18 protein-coding genes are annotated in these 20332 nt (G+C 66.6%); 13 read left to right on the top strand and 5 right to left on the bottom strand.

Translation table 11 applies throughout. From position 1 onward, the window contains the following. Nucleotides 1-42: 42 nt before the first annotated feature. Nucleotides 43-1464, bottom strand: a complete 1422-nt coding sequence (locus LNV23_RS13585) for an FAD-binding oxidoreductase (protein WP_263563462.1) — start codon at nt 1462-1464, stop codon at nt 43-45. Between the two features lie 18 nt (nt 1465-1482). Continuing rightward, the gene (locus tag LNV23_RS23980; RefSeq protein ID WP_318023235.1) at nt 1483-2037 is read right to left on the bottom strand and encodes a DUF2069 domain-containing protein; all 555 of its coding nucleotides are present in this window, start codon (nt 2035-2037) and stop codon (nt 1483-1485) included. Between the two features lie 18 nt (nt 2038-2055). Here LNV23_RS23980 and LNV23_RS13575 point away from each other — a divergent pair, with 18 nt between their 5' ends. Further along, complete coding sequence (locus tag LNV23_RS13575; protein ID WP_263563461.1) at nt 2056-3300, top strand: YihY family inner membrane protein; 1245 nt, start codon at nt 2056-2058, stop codon at nt 3298-3300. Nucleotides 3301-3306: 6 nt separating this feature from the next. Here the strand turns inward: LNV23_RS13575 and LNV23_RS13570 are convergent, their stop codons facing one another. After that, a complete protein-coding gene (locus LNV23_RS13570; protein ID WP_263563460.1) occupies nt 3307-3903 on the bottom strand; it encodes a helix-turn-helix domain-containing protein in 597 nt (198 codons plus the stop codon). Nucleotides 3904-4044: 141 nt separating this feature from the next. Here LNV23_RS13570 and kbl point away from each other — a divergent pair, with 141 nt between their 5' ends. From kbl to LNV23_RS13540, 6 genes are all read left to right on the top strand, one after another. Next, on the top strand, nt 4045-5250 hold the full coding sequence (gene kbl / locus LNV23_RS13565; protein WP_263563459.1) for a glycine C-acetyltransferase: 1206 nt from the start codon (nt 4045-4047) through the stop codon (nt 5248-5250). Between the two features lie 302 nt (nt 5251-5552). Beyond that, entirely contained in the window at nt 5553-6503 is a 951-nt protein-coding gene (locus LNV23_RS13560) for an NAD-dependent epimerase/dehydratase family protein (protein ID WP_263563458.1), read from the top strand. A 157-nt stretch (nt 6504-6660) separates the two neighbouring features. After that, complete coding sequence (locus LNV23_RS13555; protein ID WP_263563457.1) at nt 6661-7482, top strand: MipA/OmpV family protein; 822 nt, start codon at nt 6661-6663, stop codon at nt 7480-7482. A 19-nt stretch (nt 7483-7501) separates the two neighbouring features. Further along, nucleotides 7502-8800, top strand: a complete 1299-nt coding sequence (locus tag LNV23_RS13550) for an efflux RND transporter periplasmic adaptor subunit (RefSeq protein WP_263563456.1) — start codon at nt 7502-7504, stop codon at nt 8798-8800. Nucleotides 8801-8821: 21 nt separating this feature from the next. After that, entirely contained in the window at nt 8822-10096 is a 1275-nt protein-coding gene (locus LNV23_RS13545; protein WP_263563455.1) for an ABC transporter permease, read from the top strand. A gap of 28 nt (nt 10097-10124) precedes the next feature. Next, entirely contained in the window at nt 10125-10790 is a 666-nt protein-coding gene (locus tag LNV23_RS13540) for an ABC transporter ATP-binding protein (RefSeq protein ID WP_263563545.1), read from the top strand. A 9-nt stretch (nt 10791-10799) separates the two neighbouring features. Here the strand turns inward: LNV23_RS13540 and LNV23_RS13535 are convergent, their stop codons facing one another. Continuing rightward, nucleotides 10800-11618 carry an alpha/beta fold hydrolase gene (locus tag LNV23_RS13535; protein ID WP_263563454.1) on the bottom strand — a complete coding sequence of 273 codons (819 nt, stop codon included), beginning with the start codon at nt 11616-11618 and terminating at the stop codon, nt 10800-10802. A 24-nt stretch (nt 11619-11642) separates the two neighbouring features. Continuing rightward, nucleotides 11643-12953, bottom strand: a complete 1311-nt coding sequence (locus LNV23_RS13530; protein ID WP_263563453.1) for an O-acetylhomoserine aminocarboxypropyltransferase — start codon at nt 12951-12953, stop codon at nt 11643-11645. Between the two features lie 140 nt (nt 12954-13093). On the opposite strand from LNV23_RS13530, the gene LNV23_RS13525 reads away from it, so the two are divergent. The 6 genes from LNV23_RS13525 to LNV23_RS13500 all read left to right on the top strand — a co-directional run bounded on the left by LNV23_RS13525 (nt 13094) and on the right by LNV23_RS13500 (nt 20322). Then, nucleotides 13094-13564: a CBS domain-containing protein gene (locus LNV23_RS13525; RefSeq protein ID WP_263563452.1), complete on the top strand. Its 471-nt coding sequence runs from the start codon at nt 13094-13096 to the stop codon at nt 13562-13564. A 415-nt stretch (nt 13565-13979) separates the two neighbouring features. Then, nucleotides 13980-14477, top strand: coding sequence for a DinB family protein (locus tag LNV23_RS13520; protein WP_263563451.1), 498 nt, complete (start codon nt 13980-13982; stop codon nt 14475-14477). A gap of 233 nt (nt 14478-14710) precedes the next feature. Continuing rightward, on the top strand, nt 14711-16564 hold the full coding sequence (locus tag LNV23_RS13515; protein ID WP_263563450.1) for a pre-peptidase C-terminal domain-containing protein: 1854 nt from the start codon (nt 14711-14713) through the stop codon (nt 16562-16564). A gap of 87 nt (nt 16565-16651) precedes the next feature. After that, nucleotides 16652-17785: a chorismate synthase gene (gene aroC, locus LNV23_RS13510; protein WP_263563449.1), complete on the top strand. Its 1134-nt coding sequence runs from the start codon at nt 16652-16654 to the stop codon at nt 17783-17785. After that, entirely contained in the window at nt 17782-19029 is a 1248-nt protein-coding gene (locus tag LNV23_RS13505) for an MFS transporter (protein ID WP_263563448.1), read from the top strand. Before aroC ends, LNV23_RS13505 begins: the two co-directional genes overlap by 4 nt. 141 nt (nt 19030-19170) lie before the next feature. Next, entirely contained in the window at nt 19171-20322 is a 1152-nt protein-coding gene (locus LNV23_RS13500) for an efflux RND transporter periplasmic adaptor subunit (RefSeq protein WP_263517282.1), read from the top strand. Nucleotides 20323-20332: the final 10 nt, after the last annotated feature.

Below are 20332 nucleotides of genomic sequence, written 5' to 3'. Positions count from 1 at the left end.
CTTTTCTTTGGGAGGTGGGAAAGCGAAGCCGTGAAGACGGGCTCAGAGCACGCGCCCCGGATTCAACACCCCCTGCGGGTCCAGCGCCTGTTTGATGGCGCGCATCAAGCCGATCGCGACTGGGCTCTTGCGGGCGACCAGTTCCTCGCGCTTGAGCTGCCCAATGCCGTGCTCGGCCGAGATGGAGCCACTGTGGGCCATGACCGCGTCGTAGACGATGGCGTTGATGGCCTTCTCGTGCGCGCGCAGAAACTCGGCGGCGGGCTGGCCCTCGGGCGCTTGCACGTTGTAGTGCAGATTGCCGTCGCCGAGGTGGCCGAAGTCCACCATGCGGATGCCGGGGTAGGCCTGGGCCAGGGCGGCATCGGTGCCCCTGACAAAAGATGGAATGGCCGAGACGGGCAGGGCGATGTCGTGCTTGATGTTCAGTCCTTCCTCGGCTTGGGCCAAGGGGATAGATTCACGCAAGTGCCAGAGTGCCCGTGATTGCGGCAGGCTCTCGGCCACGGCCGCGTCGCTGATCAACCCGCCTTCCAGGGCGGCCTCCAGCAAGCCTTCGAACAGCCCGCGCGCATGGGCCTCGCTCTCACTGTCCGAAATTTCCAGCAGCACCGTCCAGGGGCATGGCGCCAGGGGCTGCTGCAGCTGCGGGAAATGCTGGCGCACCAGGCCCAGCGAGAACTGGTTCATCACTTCAAAGCCGGTCAGGCCCGAGCCCGCGCGGGCCCGCGCCAGGCTCAGCAGTTGCACCGCCTGCGCCAGGCTGTCGCAGGCAGCCAGGGCGGTCATCTGCGCCACCGGCTTGGGGAAGAGCTTGAGCGTGGCCGCCGTGATGATGCCCAGCGTGCCTTCGCTGCCAATGAAGAGATCGCGCAAGTCGTAGCCGGTGTTGTCCTTGCGCAGGCCCGAGAGGCCGTCCCAGATCTCGCCCTGGGCCGTCACCACTTCCAGGCCCAGGCAGAGTTCGCGGGCATTGCCATAACGCAGGACCTGCGTGCCACCGGCATTGCTGGCGAGGTTGCCGCCGATGCTGCAGCTGCCCTCGGCCGCAAGGCTCAAGGGGAAGAGCAGCTCCTCAGCCGCTGCGGCCGCTTGCACGGACTGCAGGACGGCGCCAGCTTCCACGGTCAGGGTGAGGTTGGCAGCGTCGAAGCTGCGCACGCGGTTCATGCGGCTCAGGCTCAGCACAATCTGTTTGCCGCTGGCGTCGGGCGTGGAACCACCGACCAGGCCGGTGTTGCCGCCTTGAGGCACCAGGCTCACGCCATGTGCCGCGCACAGCTTGACCACGCCAGCGACCTGCTCGGTGCTGCTCGGCCGCGCCACGGCCAGGGCGCGGCCGGCATAGCGGCGGCGCCAGTCTTGTTCATAGGCCGACAGATCACCGCCGCGCAAGAGGCCGGCATCACCCAGCAGCAGCTGCAAGGCGATCAACAGCTCGTCGTGAGGCAAGGGCTTGCTCATGGCTAAGCTGACGCTGGTTCAGCTGCGTTCCGCCTTGGCGGCCGCCAGGCGCTGGCGCACTTGCAGGGCGCAGGCCACAAAGATCAGCACGCTGAGCAGCACCTCGGCCGTGGCCAGCCACATGGCCGGGCCGCTCTCGCTGGTGGCGCGCACGGCGCCTTCGGCGAAATACAGCCAGACCAAGAGGCTGAGCCAGCGGAAGGTGTAGAGGCGGTAGCGCCACAAGCCCACCATGGGCAGCAGCAAGGGCAGGGCCTTGATGGCCAGCGTGCCGCGGCCGGTCGGGGCCAGCCACAACTCCCAGCTCAGGCACAGCAGGAAGAGGGCGATCAGGCCGCCCAGGGCGAGATTGCGCGACAGCGCTTCATCCCGGGAGGCTTGGGTGCGGGCGGTAGGCGGCGGTGGCGGGGCTTCGCGAGCCGCAGCTCGGGCGGCTGCCTTGGCGGCTCGTGCGGCCGCTTTCGCGGCTCTTTCGGCACGGCGCTGTTCGGCCGGGCTCAGGGGGGCGGGGTGCGAGGCAAGGGGCGTTGGCGCAGGGTTGGCGCTTGCCTGAGAGGAGGGGGGCAGGGACATGCTGGCATCATAGCCAGCATGCGAAATCCCAGCTCCGACCCCCTGGTCCAGAGGCCGACCCTCGACCAATTCCTGATCTCCCTGCAAAACTGGCCTTGGCGCCTGACCGTGCGCAGCCTGCGCGAGCGTTTTCGCGAGGGCCGCCTCGGCCTGACCGCCGGCAGTCTGACCTTCACCACCCTGATTTCCCTGGTGCCGCTGCTGACGGTGATGCTGGCCCTGTTCACCGCCTTCCCCATGTTCGCTTCCTTCCAGGTGGCGCTGGAAAAGTACTTTCTGAAGAGCTTGATTCCGGACAGCATCGCCCGCCCGGTGCTGGCCGCTCTGACCCAGTTTGCCTCCAAGGCCAGCCGGCTCGGCACTGTCGGCCTGATCGCCTTGGGCCTCTCGGCCCTGGCCCTGATGCTGACCATCGATCGCACCCTGAACCAGATCTGGCGCGTCCAGCGACCGCGGCCGATTGCCCAGCGCGTGCTGGTCTATTGGGCCGCCGTGACCCTGGGCCCGCTGCTGCTCGGCGGCAGCCTGGCCCTGACCAGCTATGCCATCACCACCGGACATGAGCTGGTCAACACCTTGCCGGTGTCCCTGTCCCTGCTCTTCAGCATGGTGCAGTTTCTGTTCCTGTCCTTTGGCGTGGCGGCACTTTTTCATTACGTGCCCAACACCGATGTGCGCTGGCGCCATGCCTTGCTCGGCGGCGTCTTCGTCACCGTCGGCTTCAGTCTGGCCAAGGCCGGCCTGGCCTGGTATCTCAAGCAGGTGCCGACGTTTTCCACCCTCTACGGCGCATTCGCGACGGTGCCGATCTTTCTGGTCTGGCTGTATCTGGGCTGGGTGATCGTGCTGCTGGGGGCCTTGCTGGCTGCCAATGCGCCGAGCCTGGGCAGCGGCATGCTGCGCCGGCCGGAAGCGCCGGGCCTGACGCTGGAGCTGTGCCTGTGTGTGCTCCGTGAGTTGCGCGACAGCCAGGCGCGCGGTGAGGGCGGCCTGACCAGCTTGAGCCTGGCGCGCCGCCTGCGCGTGGACCCGCTGCAGCTGGAGCCTGTGCTCGATCAGTTGCTCGATCTGAACTGGTTGGGGCGCCTCGACGAAGCCGGCGCCCAGCGCCTGGTGCTGCTGTGCCTGCCTGAACAGACGCCGGCGAAGGCCTTGCTGCAAGCCACCCTGGCCGTGCGCAGCGCCGTGCTGGCGCCGCTCTGGTCGGGCAGCGGCTGGGAGCGGGTCAGCCTGGCCGAGCTGCTCGACACCGAGCCACGCTGAGGCGTATCAGGGGTGCAGCACGACGAGCAAGGCCACGGCCGGCTCGGCCTGGGCATCCCCAGCGGCCGCGAGGTGGCGAATGGCATGCGGGCCGTCTACCGCATAACGTGCAGTTTCACCTGCATTCAAAGTCCGGCTGCTGCCGCCGGCCTCCACCCGCAAGCTGCCGCTGAGCAAGCTCAAATGCTCGCGTGAGCCGGGTTCGTGGGCGGCGGATTCCAGCGCTCCTCCGGGCTGCACCGTCAGTTCGTACCACTCGAACTGTCCGGCCAGGTCGATGGGGCCCAGGATGCGCAGCTGGCACAGGCCGTCGGGGCTGCTCATGCTGGGTGTGGCATGGGCGGCCACGGTTTCAATGGCCGGCGCCGCGGCGCGTTCGCCGCCGAGCAGCTCGGACAACTCCACCCGCAGCGCATTGGCCAGGCGCCAGACGACCGCGACCGTGGGGTTGGCCTGGTTGCGCTCGATCTGGGACAGCATGGATTTGCTCACCCCGGCGCGGCGCGACAGTTCATCCAGCGACAAGCCCTGGCTTTGCCTCAAGGCTTGCAGGGTGGCGCCGACCTTGGGCGGCTCCAGATGATCCAAACTCGGCACGGACATGACGCTTGACCCCAAAAAGGAAATCCCAGATACTGCACATAAGTTCGATATATCGAACTGCGTTCAATTTAGCGGATTGTGCACCAAGCCCAGCTCGGCGAGCATCCGCCCGCACCTTCAAGCCACACCCAGGAGACCCTCATGGCCAGCAGCGAAGACTTTTACGCCCACATTCGCAATGAACTTGCGGGCATCCGCGAGGCCGGCCTCTACAAGAACGAGCGTGTCATCACCGGACCGCAGGGCTCACTGGTGCACACCAACGACGGCCGCGAAGTCATCAACCTCTGCGCCAACAACTACCTGGGTCTGTCCTCGCACCCGGCTGTGATCGAAGCCGCGCATGAAGCCCTGCGCAGCCACGGCTACGGCCTGTCTTCTGTGCGCTTCATCTGCGGCACACAAGACCTGCACAAGACCCTGGAACAGCGCCTGGCCAAATTCCTGGGCACCGAGGACACCATCCTCTACGCAGCGGCCTTTGATGCCAACGGCGGCTTGTTCGAGCCCCTGCTGGGCGAGCAGGACGCCATCATCAGCGACGAGCTGAACCACGCCTCCATCATCGACGGCATCCGCCTGTGCAAGGCCAAGCGCTTCCGCTACAAGCACAACGATCTGGTCGATCTGCAAGCTCAGCTGGAAGCGGCCAAGGCCGCCGGCGCCCGCCACACCCTGGTCTTCACCGACGGCGTGTTCTCCATGGACGGCACCATCGCCCAGCTGGACAAGATCCGTGCCCTGTGTGACCAGTACGGCGCGCTGCTGGGCATCGACGAATGCCATGCCAGCGGCTTCCTGGGCCAGACCGGCCGCGGCACGCATGAGTACCGCGGTGTGTTTGGCAAGATCGACATCATCACCGGCACCCTGGGCAAGGCCCTGGGCGGCGCCTCGGGCGGCTTCACCTCGGGCCGCAAGGAAGTGATCGAGCTGCTGCGCCAGCGCTCGCGCCCCTATCTCTTCTCCAACACCGTGGCGCCCAGCATCGTCGGCGCGTCCATCGCCGTGCTGGATCTGCTGGAAGCCTCCACCGCCCTGCGCGACAAGCTGGAGGCCAACACCGCCTACTTCCGCGAGGCCATCCAGGCCGCCGGTTTCGAGATCAAGCCCGGCACCCACCCCATCGTGCCCATCATGGTCTACGACGCGGTCATGGCACAAAAGCTCAGCGCCCGCATCCTCGAGCTGGGTGTCTACGCCGTCGGTTTCTTCTTCCCCGTGGTGCCCAAGGGCCAGGCGCGCATCCGCGTGCAGGTCTCGGCCGGCCATGAGCGTGAGCAACTGGAGCGCGCCGTCGCCGCCTTTGCCCAGGCCGGCCGCGAGCTGGGCCTTATCAAGGCCTGATTTTTCCCTAGGGCCTGTTCACACTACGGATGCCTGATGCGTTGCCTCACAAATCGTCGTGCACTAGGCGTAAGACGAAGCCGGGGTCACGCCCCGGCGAGGCTTTGCAACAACGTGCACGGTGATTTGTGTGGCAACCCTCCGGGAGAGGGGCAGAAAAGGCCCCATTCGTCGTTGAACTCCTCGCCCAGGCGGCCAGCCTGGGCTTCGTCGTCCGCCTAGCCTGGGGCCCTTTCTGCCCCTCTCGCACAGGCATACGTAGTGTGAACAGGCCCTAGCCCCACCGAACTGCATCCAGACCCATGAGCACCACCAAGATCCTCATCATCGGCGCCAACGGCCAGATCGGCACCGAGTTGGCCCAGGCCCTGGCCCTGCGCCACGGCAATGACAACGTCATCACCAGCGACCTGGCACCTGAGGGCCGCGTGCCGGCCCTGACGCACGAGATGCTGGACGCCACCGACGCCGCCGCCATCGCCGCCGTCGTCAAGCGCCACAGCATCACCCAGATCTATCTACTGGCCGCCGCGCTGTCCGCCACCGGCGAGAAGCACCCGATGTGGGCCTGGGACCTGAATATGAAGGGCCTGCTCAATGTGCTGGAGTTGGCTCGCACCCAGAAGCTGGACCGCATTTTTTGGCCCAGCTCGATCGCCGCCTTCGGCCCCAGCACCCCGGCGCTGGACACGCCCCAGACCACGGTCATGGACCCGACCACGGTCTACGGCATCTCCAAGCTGGCCGGCGAGCGCTGGTGCCAGTGGTACTTTGAGAAGCACGGTGTCGACGTGCGCAGCCTGCGCTACCCCGGCCTGATCAGCTACAAGACGCCCCCGGGCGGCGGCACCACCGACTACGCTGTGGACATCTTCCACTCGGCGCTCAAGACCGGCCGCTACACCTGCTTCCTGGAAGAGGGTCAGGCCTTGCCCATGATGTACATGCCCGACGCCTTGCGCGCCACCATCGAGCTGATGGAAGCGCCGGCCGAAGCCATCAAGCAGCGCGGCAGCTACAACCTGGCCGGTGTCAGCTTCACCCCGGCCGAGATCGCCGCCGAGATCGCCCGCCAGGTGCCGGGCTTCCAGATCGACTACGCGCCGGACTTCCGCCAGGCCATCGCTGCCAGCTGGCCGCAGCGCATCGACGACAGTGCCGCCGTGGCGGACTGGGGCTGGAAGCTCGAGTACGACTTGCAGGCCATGGCCACCGACATGCTGACCCAGCTGCGGCCTATCCTGGGCCTCTGATTCCAGCGAATAGGCATGGCTTGATCTGCATCAGCTGAGCCGCAGCGCACGGACAAATGCCGCGCAGCGCTGCTAAGCTGCGCTGATGCTGCTGAACTCCATCCTTCAGGTTTCTGTACATACATCATGTCTTGGCCCGCGGCCTGCGCGGCCCGTCTTGGCCTGGGCCAAGCAGCTGCTGCTGGTCGCCGCAGGCCTGCCGGGTTTCAGCCTTGCCCAAACCCCGTTGGAAGCTGCGGTTTCAAGCGATGTGCGCTACTTGATCGGTGCCGCTTACCGCTACAGCCCCGAGTATTTCGGTGCGCGCCAATACGCCGGTGACATCAAGCCGCTGTGGGCGGTGCGTTGGGGCCGCTGGCGCATTGCCACTTCGGGCTCTTCCGGCCTGATGGGTTTCGGCCGCGAAACTGTCGATGGCGGCGCCGGTGCCAGCCGCGAGCTGTTTCGCAACGAGAACTTCAACCTGGGCTTCGGCTTGCGCGTGGACAGCGGTCGCAACAGCCGCGACAGCGAAAGCACCCAGGGCCTGCCTGATGTCAAGCGGACGCTGCGTGGTCGGCTGTTCGTCGGCTATACCTTGGCCCCGAGTTGGCAGCTGGGTGGCAGCCTGAGCCAGGATCTGGCCGGCCGGGATGGCGGCCTGGTCTGGAACGCCGATCTGCGCAAGCAGCTCTTCCGTTCGGCCGGAGGTGAGTTGAACCTTGGCCTGGGCGTCGCCGGCGGCAATGGCCGCTACATGCAGAGTTATTTCGGCGTGCCCGAAGGTCCGGCGGCAGAGCGCCTGGGGCGCAGCTACGCGCCGGGTTCTGGCCTTCGCGATGCGGGCTTGGGCTTGAGCTACACCCGCTCGGTCAGCAAGCACTGGGTTTGCTTCAGCAGTCTTGGCGTGGGTCGCTTGCTGGGCTCGGCAGCCGACAGCCCACTCAACCAGAAGCCGAGCTCTTACAGCTGGAGCCTGGGCTTGGCATACCGCAATTGAGCGTGAGCTGAGGCACGGCATGGACACACCTCTTGCCACCACCCCGGCCGCTTCGCGCCGCCGAGGCTTGCTTCGCTGGATCGCATGGGGCTTCGGCGGCCTTTTGATCGCTGCTTCCTGGGCCTTGTGGCAAAGCCAGCGCGGCCAGGCCATGAGTGCCGAGCAGTTGCAGCGGCGCGATTTTGTGCAGACCGTGGTGGCCAGTGCCCGAGTGGAAGCGCCGCATCGGGTGGACCTGGCAGCGCAGATCACTGGCACGGTCAGCGAGGTGCCGGTGGCACAAGGGCAGACGGTGGCGCAGGGCCAGTTGCTGGTGGCGCTGGAGGCCAGTGAACTGAGTGCCGCGCAGCGCCAAGCCGAGGCGGCCTTGCAGCAGGCGCAACTGAACTTGCGCCGTCTGGGCGAGGTGCAGCTGCCGGTCAGCGAGCAGCAGCTGCGCCAGGCGCAAGCCACGCTCGATCTGGCGCGTGCCCAGTTGCAGCGCAGTGAACAGCTGCATCAGCAAGGATTCATTGGTGCGGCGGCCCTCGATGAGGCCCGCAAAAGCCTGAGCCTGGCCGAAGCGCAGGCGCGCGCCAACCAGGCCCAGACCCGCAGTCTGCAGCCGGCTGGCAGCGAGCTGGCCCTGGCCCGCGCAGCCCTCAGCCAGGCCGAGGCTGCCGCCGATCTGGCTCGGGCGCGGGCCCGCTACACCCGCATTCAGGCGCCGGTGGCCGGCACTCTGATTGCCCGCAATGTCGAGGTCGGTGATGTGGTGCAGGCCGGGCGTTTGCTGATGACGCTCTCCCCCCAGGGCCGGACCGAGCTGGTGTTGTCCATCGACGAGAAGAACCTGCGTCTGCTGCAGCTGGGCCAGCCAGCACTGGCCTCGGCCGATGCCTACCCCGAGCAGCGCTTCGCTGCGCGCGTGGCCTATATCAACCCGGGCATCAATGCCCAGACCGGCGCGGTCGAGGTGCGCCTGGCAGTCGATGCGCCGCCGGCCTATCTGCGCCAGGACATGACGGTCTCGGCCGACATTGAGGTGGGCCGGCGTCAGCGGGCCTTGCTGCTGGGCTTGGCGCAGCTGCATGAGGCGTCGGGCCAGAAACCCTGGGTCTGGCGCGTCGATGCCCAGCAGGGGCTGCAGCGGCGCGAGATTGAGTTGGGCCTGCGCAGCGGTGGCTGGGTCGAGGTGCTGGGTGGATTGGCTGAAGGCGATGTGGTGCTGCAGGCTGCGGCTGCCGATGCCGCGGGTCTGAAAGCAGGCGACCCTGTGCGGCCAGTTTTCGCCAAGCCGACAGCAGCAGCTCCAGCGTCCTCGCCCGCCAGCCGCTGAAACAGGCGCGGGCCCCTGACCATGCTCAAGTTCTGGCAGCCCTTTGAGTGGATCGTTGCCCTGCGCTTTCTGCGCGAAGGGCGGCTGCAGACCCTGTTCATCATGACCGGCGTGGCAATCGGTGTGGGCGTGATCGTCTTCATGTCGGCCTTGCTGGCCGGTTTGCAGGGCAACTTCATCCGCCGCGTGCTCTCGGCCCAGGCCCACATCCAGCTGCTGCCGCCGCAGCAGCACACGCGCGAGCTGCGCGGCGATCAAGAGCTGGGGCCTGAGGGCCAGCTCGGCGCCGTGGTCGGCGCCATCGTCCAGCCGCCGCTGCAGCGCCTCAAGTCCATCGACCAGTGGCAGGCCGTGGCCCGACAGGTGCAGGCCATGCCGGGCGTGCGGGTGGTCAGCCCCCAGGTCAGCGGCTCGGCCCTGGTGCTGCGCGGCAGTGCCAGCCGTGCGGTGTCCATCACCGGCATCGAGCCGGCGCTGTACTACCGCATCGTCGATCTCAGCGACAAGATCCTGCGCGGCGCGGCCCAGCTGGGCAGCGGTGACATCCTGATCGGCAGCGAGCTGGCCGCCGACCTGGGCCTCGACGTCGGCGACAAGCTGCGCCTGAGCACCAGCAATGCCGCCAATCCTGGCGCCGCACCCAGCCTCAGCACCTTCAAGATCGCCGGCATCTTCGACCTGGGCAACAAGGGCGCCAACCAGCGCAGCATCTTCGTGCCGCTGCGCACGGCGCAAAGCCTGCTGGGCCTGCCCGGCGGTGTCAGCAGCCTGGAGGTGACGGTCGAGGATGTCTATGCTGCCGAACGCATGGCTCAGCGCATCGCCGCGGAAACCGGTGTGCAGGCCGACAGCTGGATCAAGGCCAGCGCCCAGTTCTTTTCGGCCGTCAGCGCCCAGACCACGGCCAACACGGCGATTCGATTTTTTGTCGGCCTCTCGGTGGCCTTCGGCATCGCCAGCGTGCTGGTCGTCGTGGTGGTGCAGAAGTCGCGCGAGATCGGCATCCTGCGTGCCATGGGCATTTCGCGGGGGCAGATTCTGCGCGTCTTCTTGCTGCAAGGCGGGCTGCTGGGTCTGGGCGGCGCGCTGATCGGCTGTGCCATCGGCGCGGCGGCCTTGCTGGCCTGGCAGCGCTTTGCCCGCAATGCCGACGGCACGCCGCTGTTCGCGCTCAGCCTGGACCCGCATCTGTTTGCCCTGGCCTTGCTCTTGGCCAGCATCACCGGCTTGCTTTCTGCGTTTGCGCCGGCCCTGCGTGCGGCACGGCTTGACCCCGTGGTGGCCATCCGTGGCTGAGGGCGCTGATCGCAGCGCGGTGGTCACCATGCGCGGCGTGCGCAAGGTCTTCAATCCCGGCACGCCCTTCGCCAGCGAGGTCTTGCACGGCATTGACCTGGACTTGAGCCGCGGCGAGTTCTGTGCCGTCATGGGCCCGAGCGGCTCGGGCAAGAGCACCTTGCTCAATATCGTCGGCCTGCTGGACCGGCCCAGCAGCGGCGAGCTGAGCATCTGCGGCGAGAACACCGTGGGCTTGGACGACCATGCGCTGACCCGGCTGCGTGGCCACAACATCGGCTTTGTGTTCCAGTACCACCACCTGATCAGCGCCTTCACCGCGCTGGAGAACGTGATGCTGCCCCTGCTCGGTGCCAAGGGTCGGCCCGATGCGGCCATGGCGGCGCGGGCGGCCGAGCTGATCGATCAGGTGGGGCTCACGCCCTGGCGCGACAACCTGGCCAACAAGCTCAGCGGTGGCCAGCAGCAGCGCGTGGCCGTGGCCCGGGCCCTGGCCATGAAGCCGGCCTTGCTGCTGGCCGACGAGCCCACGGGCAACCTTGACACCAAGAGCGCCGATGCGGTGTTCGAGCTGTTACGCCGGGTCAACCGCGAGCAGGGAACGGCCGTGCTTTTTGTGACCCACAACCCCGAGCTCGCTCAACGCTGTGACCGCACCATCCAGGTGGTGGATGGGTTGATCCAGCGCGGCTGAGCAGCGGCTTCAGCGCAGCGCCTGGCGCAGCGCCGCCAGCGTGGCGTCCGGCGCCTCGGCCATCATCGAATGGCCGGCGGACAGTGTGTGCACGGCGGTGGGCACCTGGGCTTTCAGCGCTTCGATCAGGGCTTGCGCCTGCTTGGGCGCCGTCATCTGGTCCTGCTCGCCGAGGATGAAATGCGCCGGGCAGCGCACCCGGGCCGCAGCCTCCAAGCCGCCGGCATAGCTGTCGCAGACCCGGAAGTCGTGCTCGAACAAATTTAGCGCCATCTGCCCGTTCTGGATGCGGGTCTTGAGTGCCAGCTCGGCCCCTTGCAGCCAGCTGCCCGGGCCCGGGTAGCCGGGCTTGCTGGCCCAGCTGGCGAAGGAGAAGGTGTTGACCATGGCAATGGCCTGCTCGGGCGCGGTGCGGGCGGTTTCCAGCAGGGCGGGCGAGACCTTCATCGGGTAGGCCGTGCCCACCAGCACCAGGCGGCTGACCTGCTCGGGCGCGCGCGCAGCGGCCTCCAGCGCGATCAGCGAGCCCATGCTGTGGCCGACCAATGCGGCGGGCTGGCTCAAGCCCGCAGCCTGCATCAAGGCCAGCAACCAATCGGCCATGGCCGGCACATCGGCCAGCGGCGCTTGCGCGCGGTTGCGGCCATGGCCGGGCAGGTCGACGGCCAGCACCGCATGGCCATGGTGGGCGCACCAGCGCGCCAGCAGGGTCCAGACGCTGTGGTCGTTGAGGGCACCGTGGATGAAGACCACGCAGGGCAGGGTGGGGTCAAAGGGCTTGCCGCCGGTGTAGGCGTAGCTGGGCTGTTCGTGGACGTTGAAAAGCATGGTGTGAGTCTCGGTGGCTTCGCTTCAGCGGGCGGCGATCTTGAGCGCGCGCTTCAAGTCGGCGATCAGGTCCTCGGCGTCTTCCAGGCCGATGGACAGGCGGATGGTGCCGGGCGTGATGCCGGCCTGTGCCAGGGCCGCATCGTCCATGCGGAAATGGGTGGTGCTGGCCGGGTGGATCACCAGCGAGCGGCAGTCGCCGACATTGGCCAGGTGGGAGAAGATCTTGAGCGCCTCGATGAAGCGCCGGCCTTGCTCGCGGCTGCCTTGCAGATCGAAGCTGAAGACCGAGCCGCAACCGCGCGGCAGCAGCTGCTGGGCCAGGCCATGGTCGGCGTGGCTGGCCAGGCCGGGGTAGCCGACGCGGCTGACCTGGGGCTGGGTGGCCAGGAACTCGGCCACGCGGCCGGCGTTCTTCACATGGCGCTCCATGCGCAGGGACAGGGTCTCGATGCCTTGCAGGATCAGCCAGGCGGTGTGCGGGCTCATGCAGGCACCGAAGTCGCGCAGGCCCTCGCGGCGCGCGCGCAGCAGGAAGGCGCCGGTGCTGCTCTCCTCGCTGAATACCATGCCGTGGAAGCCGGCATAGGGTTCGCAGAGCTCCGCAAAGCGACTGCCGCCGCTGCGATCAAACGCGGCCTGCCAGTTGAAGCGACCGCTGTCGACCAGCACGCCGCCGACCACGGTGCCATGACCCGACAAAAACTTGGTGGCTGAATGCATGACCAGATCGGCGCCCTGAGCGATGGGCCGCTGCAGATAGGGCGTGCTCAAGGTGGCGTCCACCAGCAGGGGCAGGCCGGCCTCGTGGGCGATGGCCGCGACGGCCGGGATGTCCAGCACGTCCATGCCCGGGTTGCCCAGGGTTTCGCCGAACAGCAGCTTGGTCTCGGGCCGGATGGCCGCGCGCCAGCCGTCCAGATCGCCCGGCTTCACAAAGGTGGTGCTGATGCCGAAGCGAGCCAGGGTGTAGTGCAGCAGATTGTGCGAGCCGCCGTAAAGCGCGCTGGAGGCAACGATGTGCGAGCCGGCCGCCGCGAGGGTGGCGATGGCCAGATGCAGCGCCGCTTGCCCGCTGGCCGTGGCGATGGCACCGACCCCACCTTCCAGCGCGGCCATGCGCTCTTCGAACACGGCCGTGGTCGGGTTGGAGATGCGGCTGTAGACGTGGCCGGCGCGCTCCATATTGAAGAGCGAAGCGGCGTGCTCGCTGTTCTCGAACACAAAGGAGGTACTCAGATGCAAGGGCGTGACGCGCGCGCCGGTGGCGGGATCGGGGGCCGCGCCGGCATGCAAAGCCAGGGTGTCAAAGCCAGGGTCGCTGTAACCGGACATATGGACTTTCGTGATGTTGAATGCGCGGATTGTGTGCTATGTTCCCAAGCATCCTGCGGCGCAAGGTGCCGGGTCTTGCCGGCAGCGCGGCAGTTCGTGCGAAGCAGTGGCAGGCAGTGACAACGAGGAGAAAGCTGATCATGAAAGTCGTCGACATTTTGCGCGTCAAGGGCGGCACGCTGTTCACCGTCACGCCCGACGAATTGTTGGCCGTGGCCGTGACTGCCATGGCCGAACGCGACATCGGCTCCCTGGTGGTGATGGAGCATGGCGACCTGGTCGGCATGCTGACCTTCCGCGAGGTGATCGCCGCCATCGTGCGCAATGGCGGCACGGTCGGCACCTCCCTGGTTCGCAGCGTCATGGACGACCATCCGCTGACCTGCACGCCCGAGACAGAAATCGACGAAGTCCGCCGCATGATGCTGGGCCGCCACGCCCGCTACATGCCGGTGCTCAACGGCCGCACGCTGATGGGCGTGATCTCCTTCTACGACGTGGCCAAGGCCGTGGTCGATGGCCAGGATTTCGAGAACCGCATGCTCAAGGCCTATATCCGTGACTGGCCGCTGGAAGACAACCCGGCCGAGGCAGGGCAGTCGAAGTTCTGATCCGGCCAGAAGCGGCGTCGGCCCGGCCTGCAGATCGGGCTTGAATCGGCGGTGCTGCTTTTCGGCGGGCACGGCGGACGACATGGAGAAGCTGGCGATGAGGCCGGCTTCTCTTTTTTTGAGGCTCGCGAGCCTGATGCTTCGCATACCGCGCACACCACAAATCCAACGCAGGCTCGAGGGTCTGTGTTTGGGCTCTGCCTGGCCGGCCGAACTTATGGCCCACACAACGCAGCCCTCTGGACCTGAGCCTGAGTCAAACAGGACGCTTCCCAAGGCCGAGCCTTGACGATGCAGTTCCGCTGTCGCCGCCAGCTTTGTAGGACCTTCACCAACATCAAGCCGAGTTGCAGCCACGCCTCCTGTGGTCGGCATCTGGAATCAAGTTTCCTCCACCCCTCAAGGACCCAAAATCATGTCGGGCATCCAGTCCCTATTTGCATACAAATCCTGGGCCAATCAGGAACTGTTCAGCGCCTTGGCTGAATTGAACGCTGATGCGCATGGCGAGTTGCTTCATACGGCGATTCGCACCCTCAACCACATCCATGTAGCGGATCGCATTTTTCAAGCCCATCTGCTGGGTACAGCGCATGGTTTCACCGGCACGAACACTGCGACGACGCCGACCTTGGCCGAACTGCATTTCTCAAGTGCAGAAGTTGACGCTTGGTTTGAGGATTATGTTGGGGTTCTTGCTCCAGCTCAGCTCGCCGAGCGGGTCGCGTTTCGTTTCACCGACGGTGATGCGGGACTGATGAGCCGCGAGGAGATCCTGCTTCATGTCATCACCCATGGCGCCTACCATCGGGGCAACGTCGGGCAACTGCTCAAGTCGATTTCTGTGGCTCCGCCACGCGATCTGCTGACCCGGTTCCTCCACATCAGTCAGCCCGAGCGCCGTGGCGGCTGAGTACGCGCTCGCCGGATGAAGCGCAGGCCTTGTTGGCGGAACTTGAAGTCGCGAAGTCTTGGTGTGTAGATCGAAAGCTGCGACCGCGCGAACCTTTCTTTTCAGCGGAGTTAAGGGTCCCTGCTTGCTCAGGAACTGGGTCTATCTGTCAGATGTTCATATGGTCAGGCGCGGGAGGGCTGCGGACACTGCGCTGCCCGGTCGCGCTGACCCCACCCATCTGGAGACTTTCCATGCACGCCAAGACGATCCTGCCCCTGGCCACCTTGCTGGCCTTGAGTGCCCTCAGCAGTTCCTCCCTTGCACAAGACAGCACGGCAAACGTGTTGAACCTCGGCACTGGTGAGCAATTGATCGACGCCCTGCGCCAGCAGCACCGAGGCGCGAGCGGCCCCTTCTTCCGCACCCTGGGTAGCGAATCGCTGGCCGTGCAGATCCAGGACTTTTTCGACAAGAATGGCCTGGTGTCCATCTCCGGCCATGCGCTGGGCAACAGCAATTCGGTGTTCTTCCTCAAGGGCAGCGCCAAGAGCCTGGGCGGTTATCTGGCCCTGCACGACAAGCGCATGGCCTTTGAGTTCAGCACGGGCGCGGTCGATGGCGCCAAAGGTCAGGTGACCGTGCGCGAGGTCCCCTACACCAAAGTCTTCCCGGACTTTGAACAGCAGTTCCAGCGCGACTACGACCGTGCCCAAGGCATCACCGCGCTGGCCGTGGCCGCGCCGGTCTACAGCCCCATGGCCTTGCGCCAGGCGCCGCACATCGGCCCATATGCCAACCAGGACGTCACCAAGTTGGAGAGCAAGCCCGGCAGTCCCTGGGTTTTCTATCTCAACACCACGGCGGTAATGAGTGGCAGCACGCCGCTCAACGGCGTGAGCAAGGAGCAGATGTACCGGGCCTGGCAGTCGGTGGCCGACCAGTACAGCATGCTGAACATGAACGTCACGACCAACCGTGCGGTCTATGACGCGGCGCGCACGGCCAACACCTTGCGCACCGGCATCATCAATTTCGTCAATCAAGACGGCCGCTCCTTCGCGCCCCTGCGCTCCTTCGGCACCACCTCAGCCGGCACGCTCTACCGCAATCCTTCGGCCGGTTTCGACTACGGCTATGGCATCGGCATGACCGGGGCGCATGAGGTGGGCCATCAGATGGGCATGTCGCATGACGGCGGCGGCAGCGGCGGTGAATATTTCGAGGGCATCGCCGCCTACCAGTGGGGGCCCATCATGGGCAACTATTGGATGGGCGGATCCTGGGCCAACCAACTCTTCACTTGGAGCCGCGGCGAGTACAGCACGGCCAACAACCAGGAAGATGATTTCCGCATCATGACGGTCAATGAGTCGGTGCCTTATGTGGCCGACGACAACGCCAGTGGCAAGCCGCTGCAACTGCGCGCCGGTGGCGAGATCAACCCGCTGGACAACTGGGGGCAAATCGAGCGCAACACCGACAGCGACGTCTTCAGCTTCAATGTCGCCACCGCCGGCACTTTGAACTTGCGTGTCGATCCCATCGAGTACCTGCGCATGCTGGATGTCGATGCAGTCATCCTCAACGGCAGCGGCCAGCAGGTGGCGCGCAGCAATCTGTCGGTCAATCGCTCGGCCGAGTTCAAAAACCTGGCTTTGGCGGCGGGCAGCTACCAGATCAAGATTCAAGGCGGCGCTGAGGGCACGCCGCAGAACGGTTTTTCGAACTATTCCTCGGTCGGCTATTACGCGCTCAAGGGCAGCCTGACCGGCGGCGTGCCCGACACCCCGCCCACCCCGCTGAGCAGCGGCGTGCCTTTGGCCAATCAGAGCGCGGCCACAGGCAGCTGGACGTATTACGCCATCACCCTGCCCAGCGCTGCGTCCAAGCTGACCGTCACCCTGCAAGGCGGCAACGGCGATGCCGACCTCTTTGTGCAAAAGACGGCCAAGCCCAGCACCAGCAGCTATGCCTGTAAGAGCGATGGCTCGACCAGCAACGAGAGCTGCGCTATCACTGCGCCTGCGGCGGCCACCTACATCGTCGGTGTGCAGGCCTATGCGGCCTACAGCGGCGTGACGATCACCGCCACGGTCACGCCTTGATGAGCTGGTAGCGCGGCGGCGGCGGGCAGGCCGGGCTTCACTCGGCCTGCCCGTAGAATCCTGCGCTTCAGGCAGCACAGGATTCCCATGTCAGGCAGCACTTTCGGCGAATTGTTCCGGGTCACGAATTTCGGCGAGAGCCATGGCCCGGCCATTGGTTGCGTGATCGACGGCTGCCCCCCCGGCTTGGCCCTGAGCGAGGCCGACATCCAGCCCGAGCTGGACCGTCGCCGCCCCGGCACCAGCCGCCATGTGACTCAGCGAAACGAGCCCGATGCCGTCGAGATCCTCTCCGGCGTCTACGAGGGCTTGACCACCGGCACGCCCATCTGCCTGCTGATCAAGAACACCGACCAGCGCAGCAAGGACTACGGCAACATCCTGGACAGCTTCCGTCCCGGCCATGCCGACTACAGCTACTACCGCAAATACGGCCTGCGCGACCCGCGCGGCGGCGGCCGCTCCTCGGCTCGTTTGACCGCACCCATGGTCGGCGCCGGGGCCGTGGCGCGCAAATGGCTGAAAGAAAAGTTCGGATGCGAGTTCCGCGGCTGCATGACCCAGCTGGGCGAGATCGAGATCCCTTTCGAGGGCTGGCAGCATGTGGGCGACAACCCTTTTTTCGCCGCCAATGTCAGCAAGATCGCCGAGTTGGAGTCGTACATGGATGCGCTGCGCAAATCCGGCGATTCGGTCGGCGCGCGCATTCGCGTCGAGGCCACCGCCGTGCCGGTGGGTCTGGGCGAGCCCCTGTTCGACAAGCTCGACGCCGACATTGCCTACGCTCTGATGGGCATCAACGCGGTCAAGGGTGTGGAGATTGGCGCCGGCTTCGGTGTCGTCGCCCAGCGCGGCAGCGAGCATGGCGATGAGCTGACCCCGCTCGGCTTTGCCAGCAACAACGCCGGAGGCATGTTGGGCGGCATTTCGACCGGTCAGGACATCGTCGCCTCCATCGCCATCAAGCCGACCAGCTCGATTCGCAGCCCCAAGGCTTCGATCAACCGCGCCGGCGAGCCGTCCGTGGTCGAAACCTTTGGCCGCCACGACCCTTGCGTGGGCATCCGCGCCACGCCGATCGCCGAGGCCATGTTGGCCCTGGTGTTGATGGACCATGTGCTGCGCCACCGCGCGCAATGCGGCGATGTGGCGCTGCCGCTGGCACCGATCCCCGGGGCGCGCCCTGAAGCCGCTGCGGGCTCGGACGGATTGCCTGAATGACCGAGCCGCTGAGCGGCTCCGGCAGCTTCGGTCTGCCGCGCGGCGGCGCTTCGGCCCGCACCTTGGCCGCCAGCGCGGCCCTGTCTTGCGCCTACTTCGCCGCCATCGGCGGCTTCAATCCTTACGCCCCGCTCTGGTACAAGGAGCTGGGCCTGCCGGTCTTCGCCATCGGCTTGCTGGTGTCCCTGTCCAGTTGGACGCGCTTGTTCGCGCCCTACGCCTGGGGCGCCCTGGCCGACCGCACCGGCCAGCGCGTGCAGATCATCCGCTGGACGGCCTTGGCCAGCTGCATCGCCGGCGCGGGCTTCTTGCTGCCGCCGAGTTTGGCGACCTTGGTGATCGCCACTTTCCTGATGTTCAGCTTCAATGCGGCCATCGTGCCCTTGACCGAGACCGTGGTGGCCAGCCATCTGAGCACGGCCGACGGCGGCATGGACACGCGTCGTTATGGACGCGTGCGCATGTGGGGCTCGATCGGTTTCTTGGCCACCGTGGTGCTGGCGGGCTGGTGGTATGAGCATTTCGGCATGCGCTGGTTTGCGCTGACCACCTTTGCCTTGCTGGCCGTGGTGGTGCTGATGGCCTGGCGCATGCCGCTGCAGGCTCGGCCCAGCGCTGCGGCGCGCAGCACAGCGTCGGCAGGCGAGGGGACCGACTCGGTGCTTGCCGTGTTTGCCCGTGCCGAGGTGCGCTGGTTCTTTCTGGGGGTCTTCCTGACCGTGTTGGCGCATTCGGCGCTGTACGCTTTTTTCAGCCTTTATCTCGATGCCCTGGGCTATAGCAAGCCGGTGATCGGTGGCCTCTGGGCGATCTCGGTGGTGGTGGAGATCTTCTGGTTCGCCTTCTCGGGCCGCCTCTTGGAGCGGGCCACCTTGCACCACTGGCTGCTGGCGGCGGCTCTGCTGGCGGCGCTGCGCTTCGCAATGACGGCGGCCTTCGGGGCCAGCCTGGGCTTGCTGCTGCTGGCCCAATGTGCTCACGCCGTCACTTTCGCAGCCCAGCACACGGCCTGCATCGCCCTGATCACGCGCTACTTCCCGGGCCGCCTGCGCGGCCGTGGCCAGGCACTGTATTCAGTCCTGGGCTATGGGCTGTCGGGCGTGTTGGGCAGCCTGGGTGGCGCTTGGTTGGTGGCTCGGCACGGCTTCCCGGCCGTGTTCTGGGCGGCGGCGCTGTGCGCGCTGGCCGGTGCCGCTTGCGCCTGGCGCAGCCTGGTCTGCGAGCGCCAAGCCCCGGCGCCCTGAAGCCGGCAGCGGTCCGGTGATCGCAAGCCCGCGCAGATCGTTCCCGGCTTTCCGCGTTTCGTCGCAAGTGGCCAGCCCCAGGCCCCTCGTCTTCCTACACTGCGGCCACTTTGTGGTTTTGACAGATGAATGGGGGACTCCATGCGCAAACAATGGCTGATCGGTGGCATCGCTGCAGTGCTTTTGGCCGGTGGCGCGGGCGTGACGGTGTGGGCGAGCAAAGGCGCTGACGCTGCCAAGAAGCCGGGCGAGGAGGGCCCCGCCAAGCTGACCCTGGAGTTTGTGCCCCGCGAGGTGGTCAAGCCCACCATGACCAGCATGCCGGCTCAGATCGAGTTCTCCGGCCCCCTGGTCGCGCCCAACACGGCCGTGGTTCGGGCCAAGTCCAGCGGCACCTTGCTGAGCCTGGCCGTGGCCGAGGGCAGCCGGGTGCGCGCCGGGCAGGCCCTGGGCCAGGTGGACCTGGAAGAACTGCGTTATCGGATCGCCGAGCGCAGCGCCAGTGTGGAGTCCGCCCGGGCGCAGCTGGACCAGGCCGAGCGCCAGTTCAAGGCCAACCAGGGCCTGGCCGATCAGAAGTTCATTGCCAGCACGGCCCTGGACAGCTCGCGTGCCAGCCTGGAAGCCGCCCGTGGCCAGCTCCATGCGGCCAAGGCGCAGCTCGACACGGCCCAGGTAACCCTTCGCCAGGCGGCCCTGGTGGCGCCGATCAGCGGCGTGGTGTCCAAGCGCCATGCGGTGGCCGGCGAAAAGCTGGCGCCGGAGCAGCAAGTGCTCAGCATCGTGGACCTGAGCCGTTTGGAGCTGGCCGGCCTGGTCGGCACGCATGAGGTCAGCCGGCTCAAGCCGGGCATGGCGGTGCGCGTCAAGGTTGAGGGTCATGACGAGCCGGTGCAGGCCCGGATCAGCCGCATCGCTCCGGCCGCCGAGCCCGGCACACGCTCGATCGGTGTGACCCTGGAGCTTGCCAATCCCAAGGAAGAATTCCGGGCCGGCCAGTACGCGGGTGCCCGCGTCGAGCTGGCCGATGAAGCCCAGCGTTTGACCGTGCCGGAGACGGCGGTGAGCAGCAATGCAGGTCAGGAGCAGGTCTGGCTGATCGAGAACGGTGCGCTGGTGCGCCGCATCGTCACCACCGGCCGACGCGACGCGCGGGAAGGGCGGGTCGAGGTGCTGCAAGGCCTGACGCCGGCCGCCCAGGTGCTGTCGGCCCGCTTCGATAACTTGCGCGAGGGCGCCAAGGCGACCGTGGTGCCGGCCAAAACCAAGGTGGCCTCGGCCGCCGCGAACTGAGGAGCGGCAC

The organism is Kinneretia sp. DJ1R-11, from assembly GCF_025717595.1.
GTDB lineage: Bacteria > Pseudomonadota > Gammaproteobacteria > Burkholderiales > Burkholderiaceae_C > Paucibacter_A.
This window is presented reverse-complemented; position numbering and strand designations above follow the sequence as displayed.

Coding starts and splice junctions, on each gene's coding strand:
- LNV23_RS13585 (WP_263563462.1), bottom strand. CDS start 1,464: ATGAGCAAGCCCTTGCCTCACGACGAGCTGTTGATCGCCTTGCAGCTG.
- LNV23_RS23980 (WP_318023235.1), bottom strand. CDS start 2,037: ATGTCCCTGCCCCCCTCCTCTCAGGCAAGCGCCAACCCTGCGCCAACG.
- LNV23_RS13575 (WP_263563461.1), top strand. CDS start 2,056: ATGCGAAATCCCAGCTCCGACCCCCTGGTCCAGAGGCCGACCCTCGAC.
- LNV23_RS13570 (WP_263563460.1), bottom strand. CDS start 3,903: ATGTCCGTGCCGAGTTTGGATCATCTGGAGCCGCCCAAGGTCGGCGCC.
- kbl (WP_263563459.1), top strand. CDS start 4,045: ATGGCCAGCAGCGAAGACTTTTACGCCCACATTCGCAATGAACTTGCG.
- LNV23_RS13560 (WP_263563458.1), top strand. CDS start 5,553: ATGAGCACCACCAAGATCCTCATCATCGGCGCCAACGGCCAGATCGGC.
- LNV23_RS13550 (WP_263563456.1), top strand. CDS start 7,502: ATGGACACACCTCTTGCCACCACCCCGGCCGCTTCGCGCCGCCGAGGC.
- LNV23_RS13545 (WP_263563455.1), top strand. CDS start 8,822: ATGCTCAAGTTCTGGCAGCCCTTTGAGTGGATCGTTGCCCTGCGCTTT.
- LNV23_RS13540 (WP_263563545.1), top strand. CDS start 10,125: ATGCGCGGCGTGCGCAAGGTCTTCAATCCCGGCACGCCCTTCGCCAGC.
- LNV23_RS13535 (WP_263563454.1), bottom strand. CDS start 11,618: ATGCTTTTCAACGTCCACGAACAGCCCAGCTACGCCTACACCGGCGGC.
- LNV23_RS13530 (WP_263563453.1), bottom strand. CDS start 12,953: ATGTCCGGTTACAGCGACCCTGGCTTTGACACCCTGGCTTTGCATGCC.
- LNV23_RS13525 (WP_263563452.1), top strand. CDS start 13,094: ATGAAAGTCGTCGACATTTTGCGCGTCAAGGGCGGCACGCTGTTCACC.
- LNV23_RS13520 (WP_263563451.1), top strand. CDS start 13,980: ATGTCGGGCATCCAGTCCCTATTTGCATACAAATCCTGGGCCAATCAG.
- LNV23_RS13515 (WP_263563450.1), top strand. CDS start 14,711: ATGCACGCCAAGACGATCCTGCCCCTGGCCACCTTGCTGGCCTTGAGT.
- aroC (WP_263563449.1), top strand. CDS start 16,652: ATGTCAGGCAGCACTTTCGGCGAATTGTTCCGGGTCACGAATTTCGGC.
- LNV23_RS13505 (WP_263563448.1), top strand. CDS start 17,782: ATGACCGAGCCGCTGAGCGGCTCCGGCAGCTTCGGTCTGCCGCGCGGC.
- LNV23_RS13500 (WP_263517282.1), top strand. CDS start 19,171: ATGCGCAAACAATGGCTGATCGGTGGCATCGCTGCAGTGCTTTTGGCC.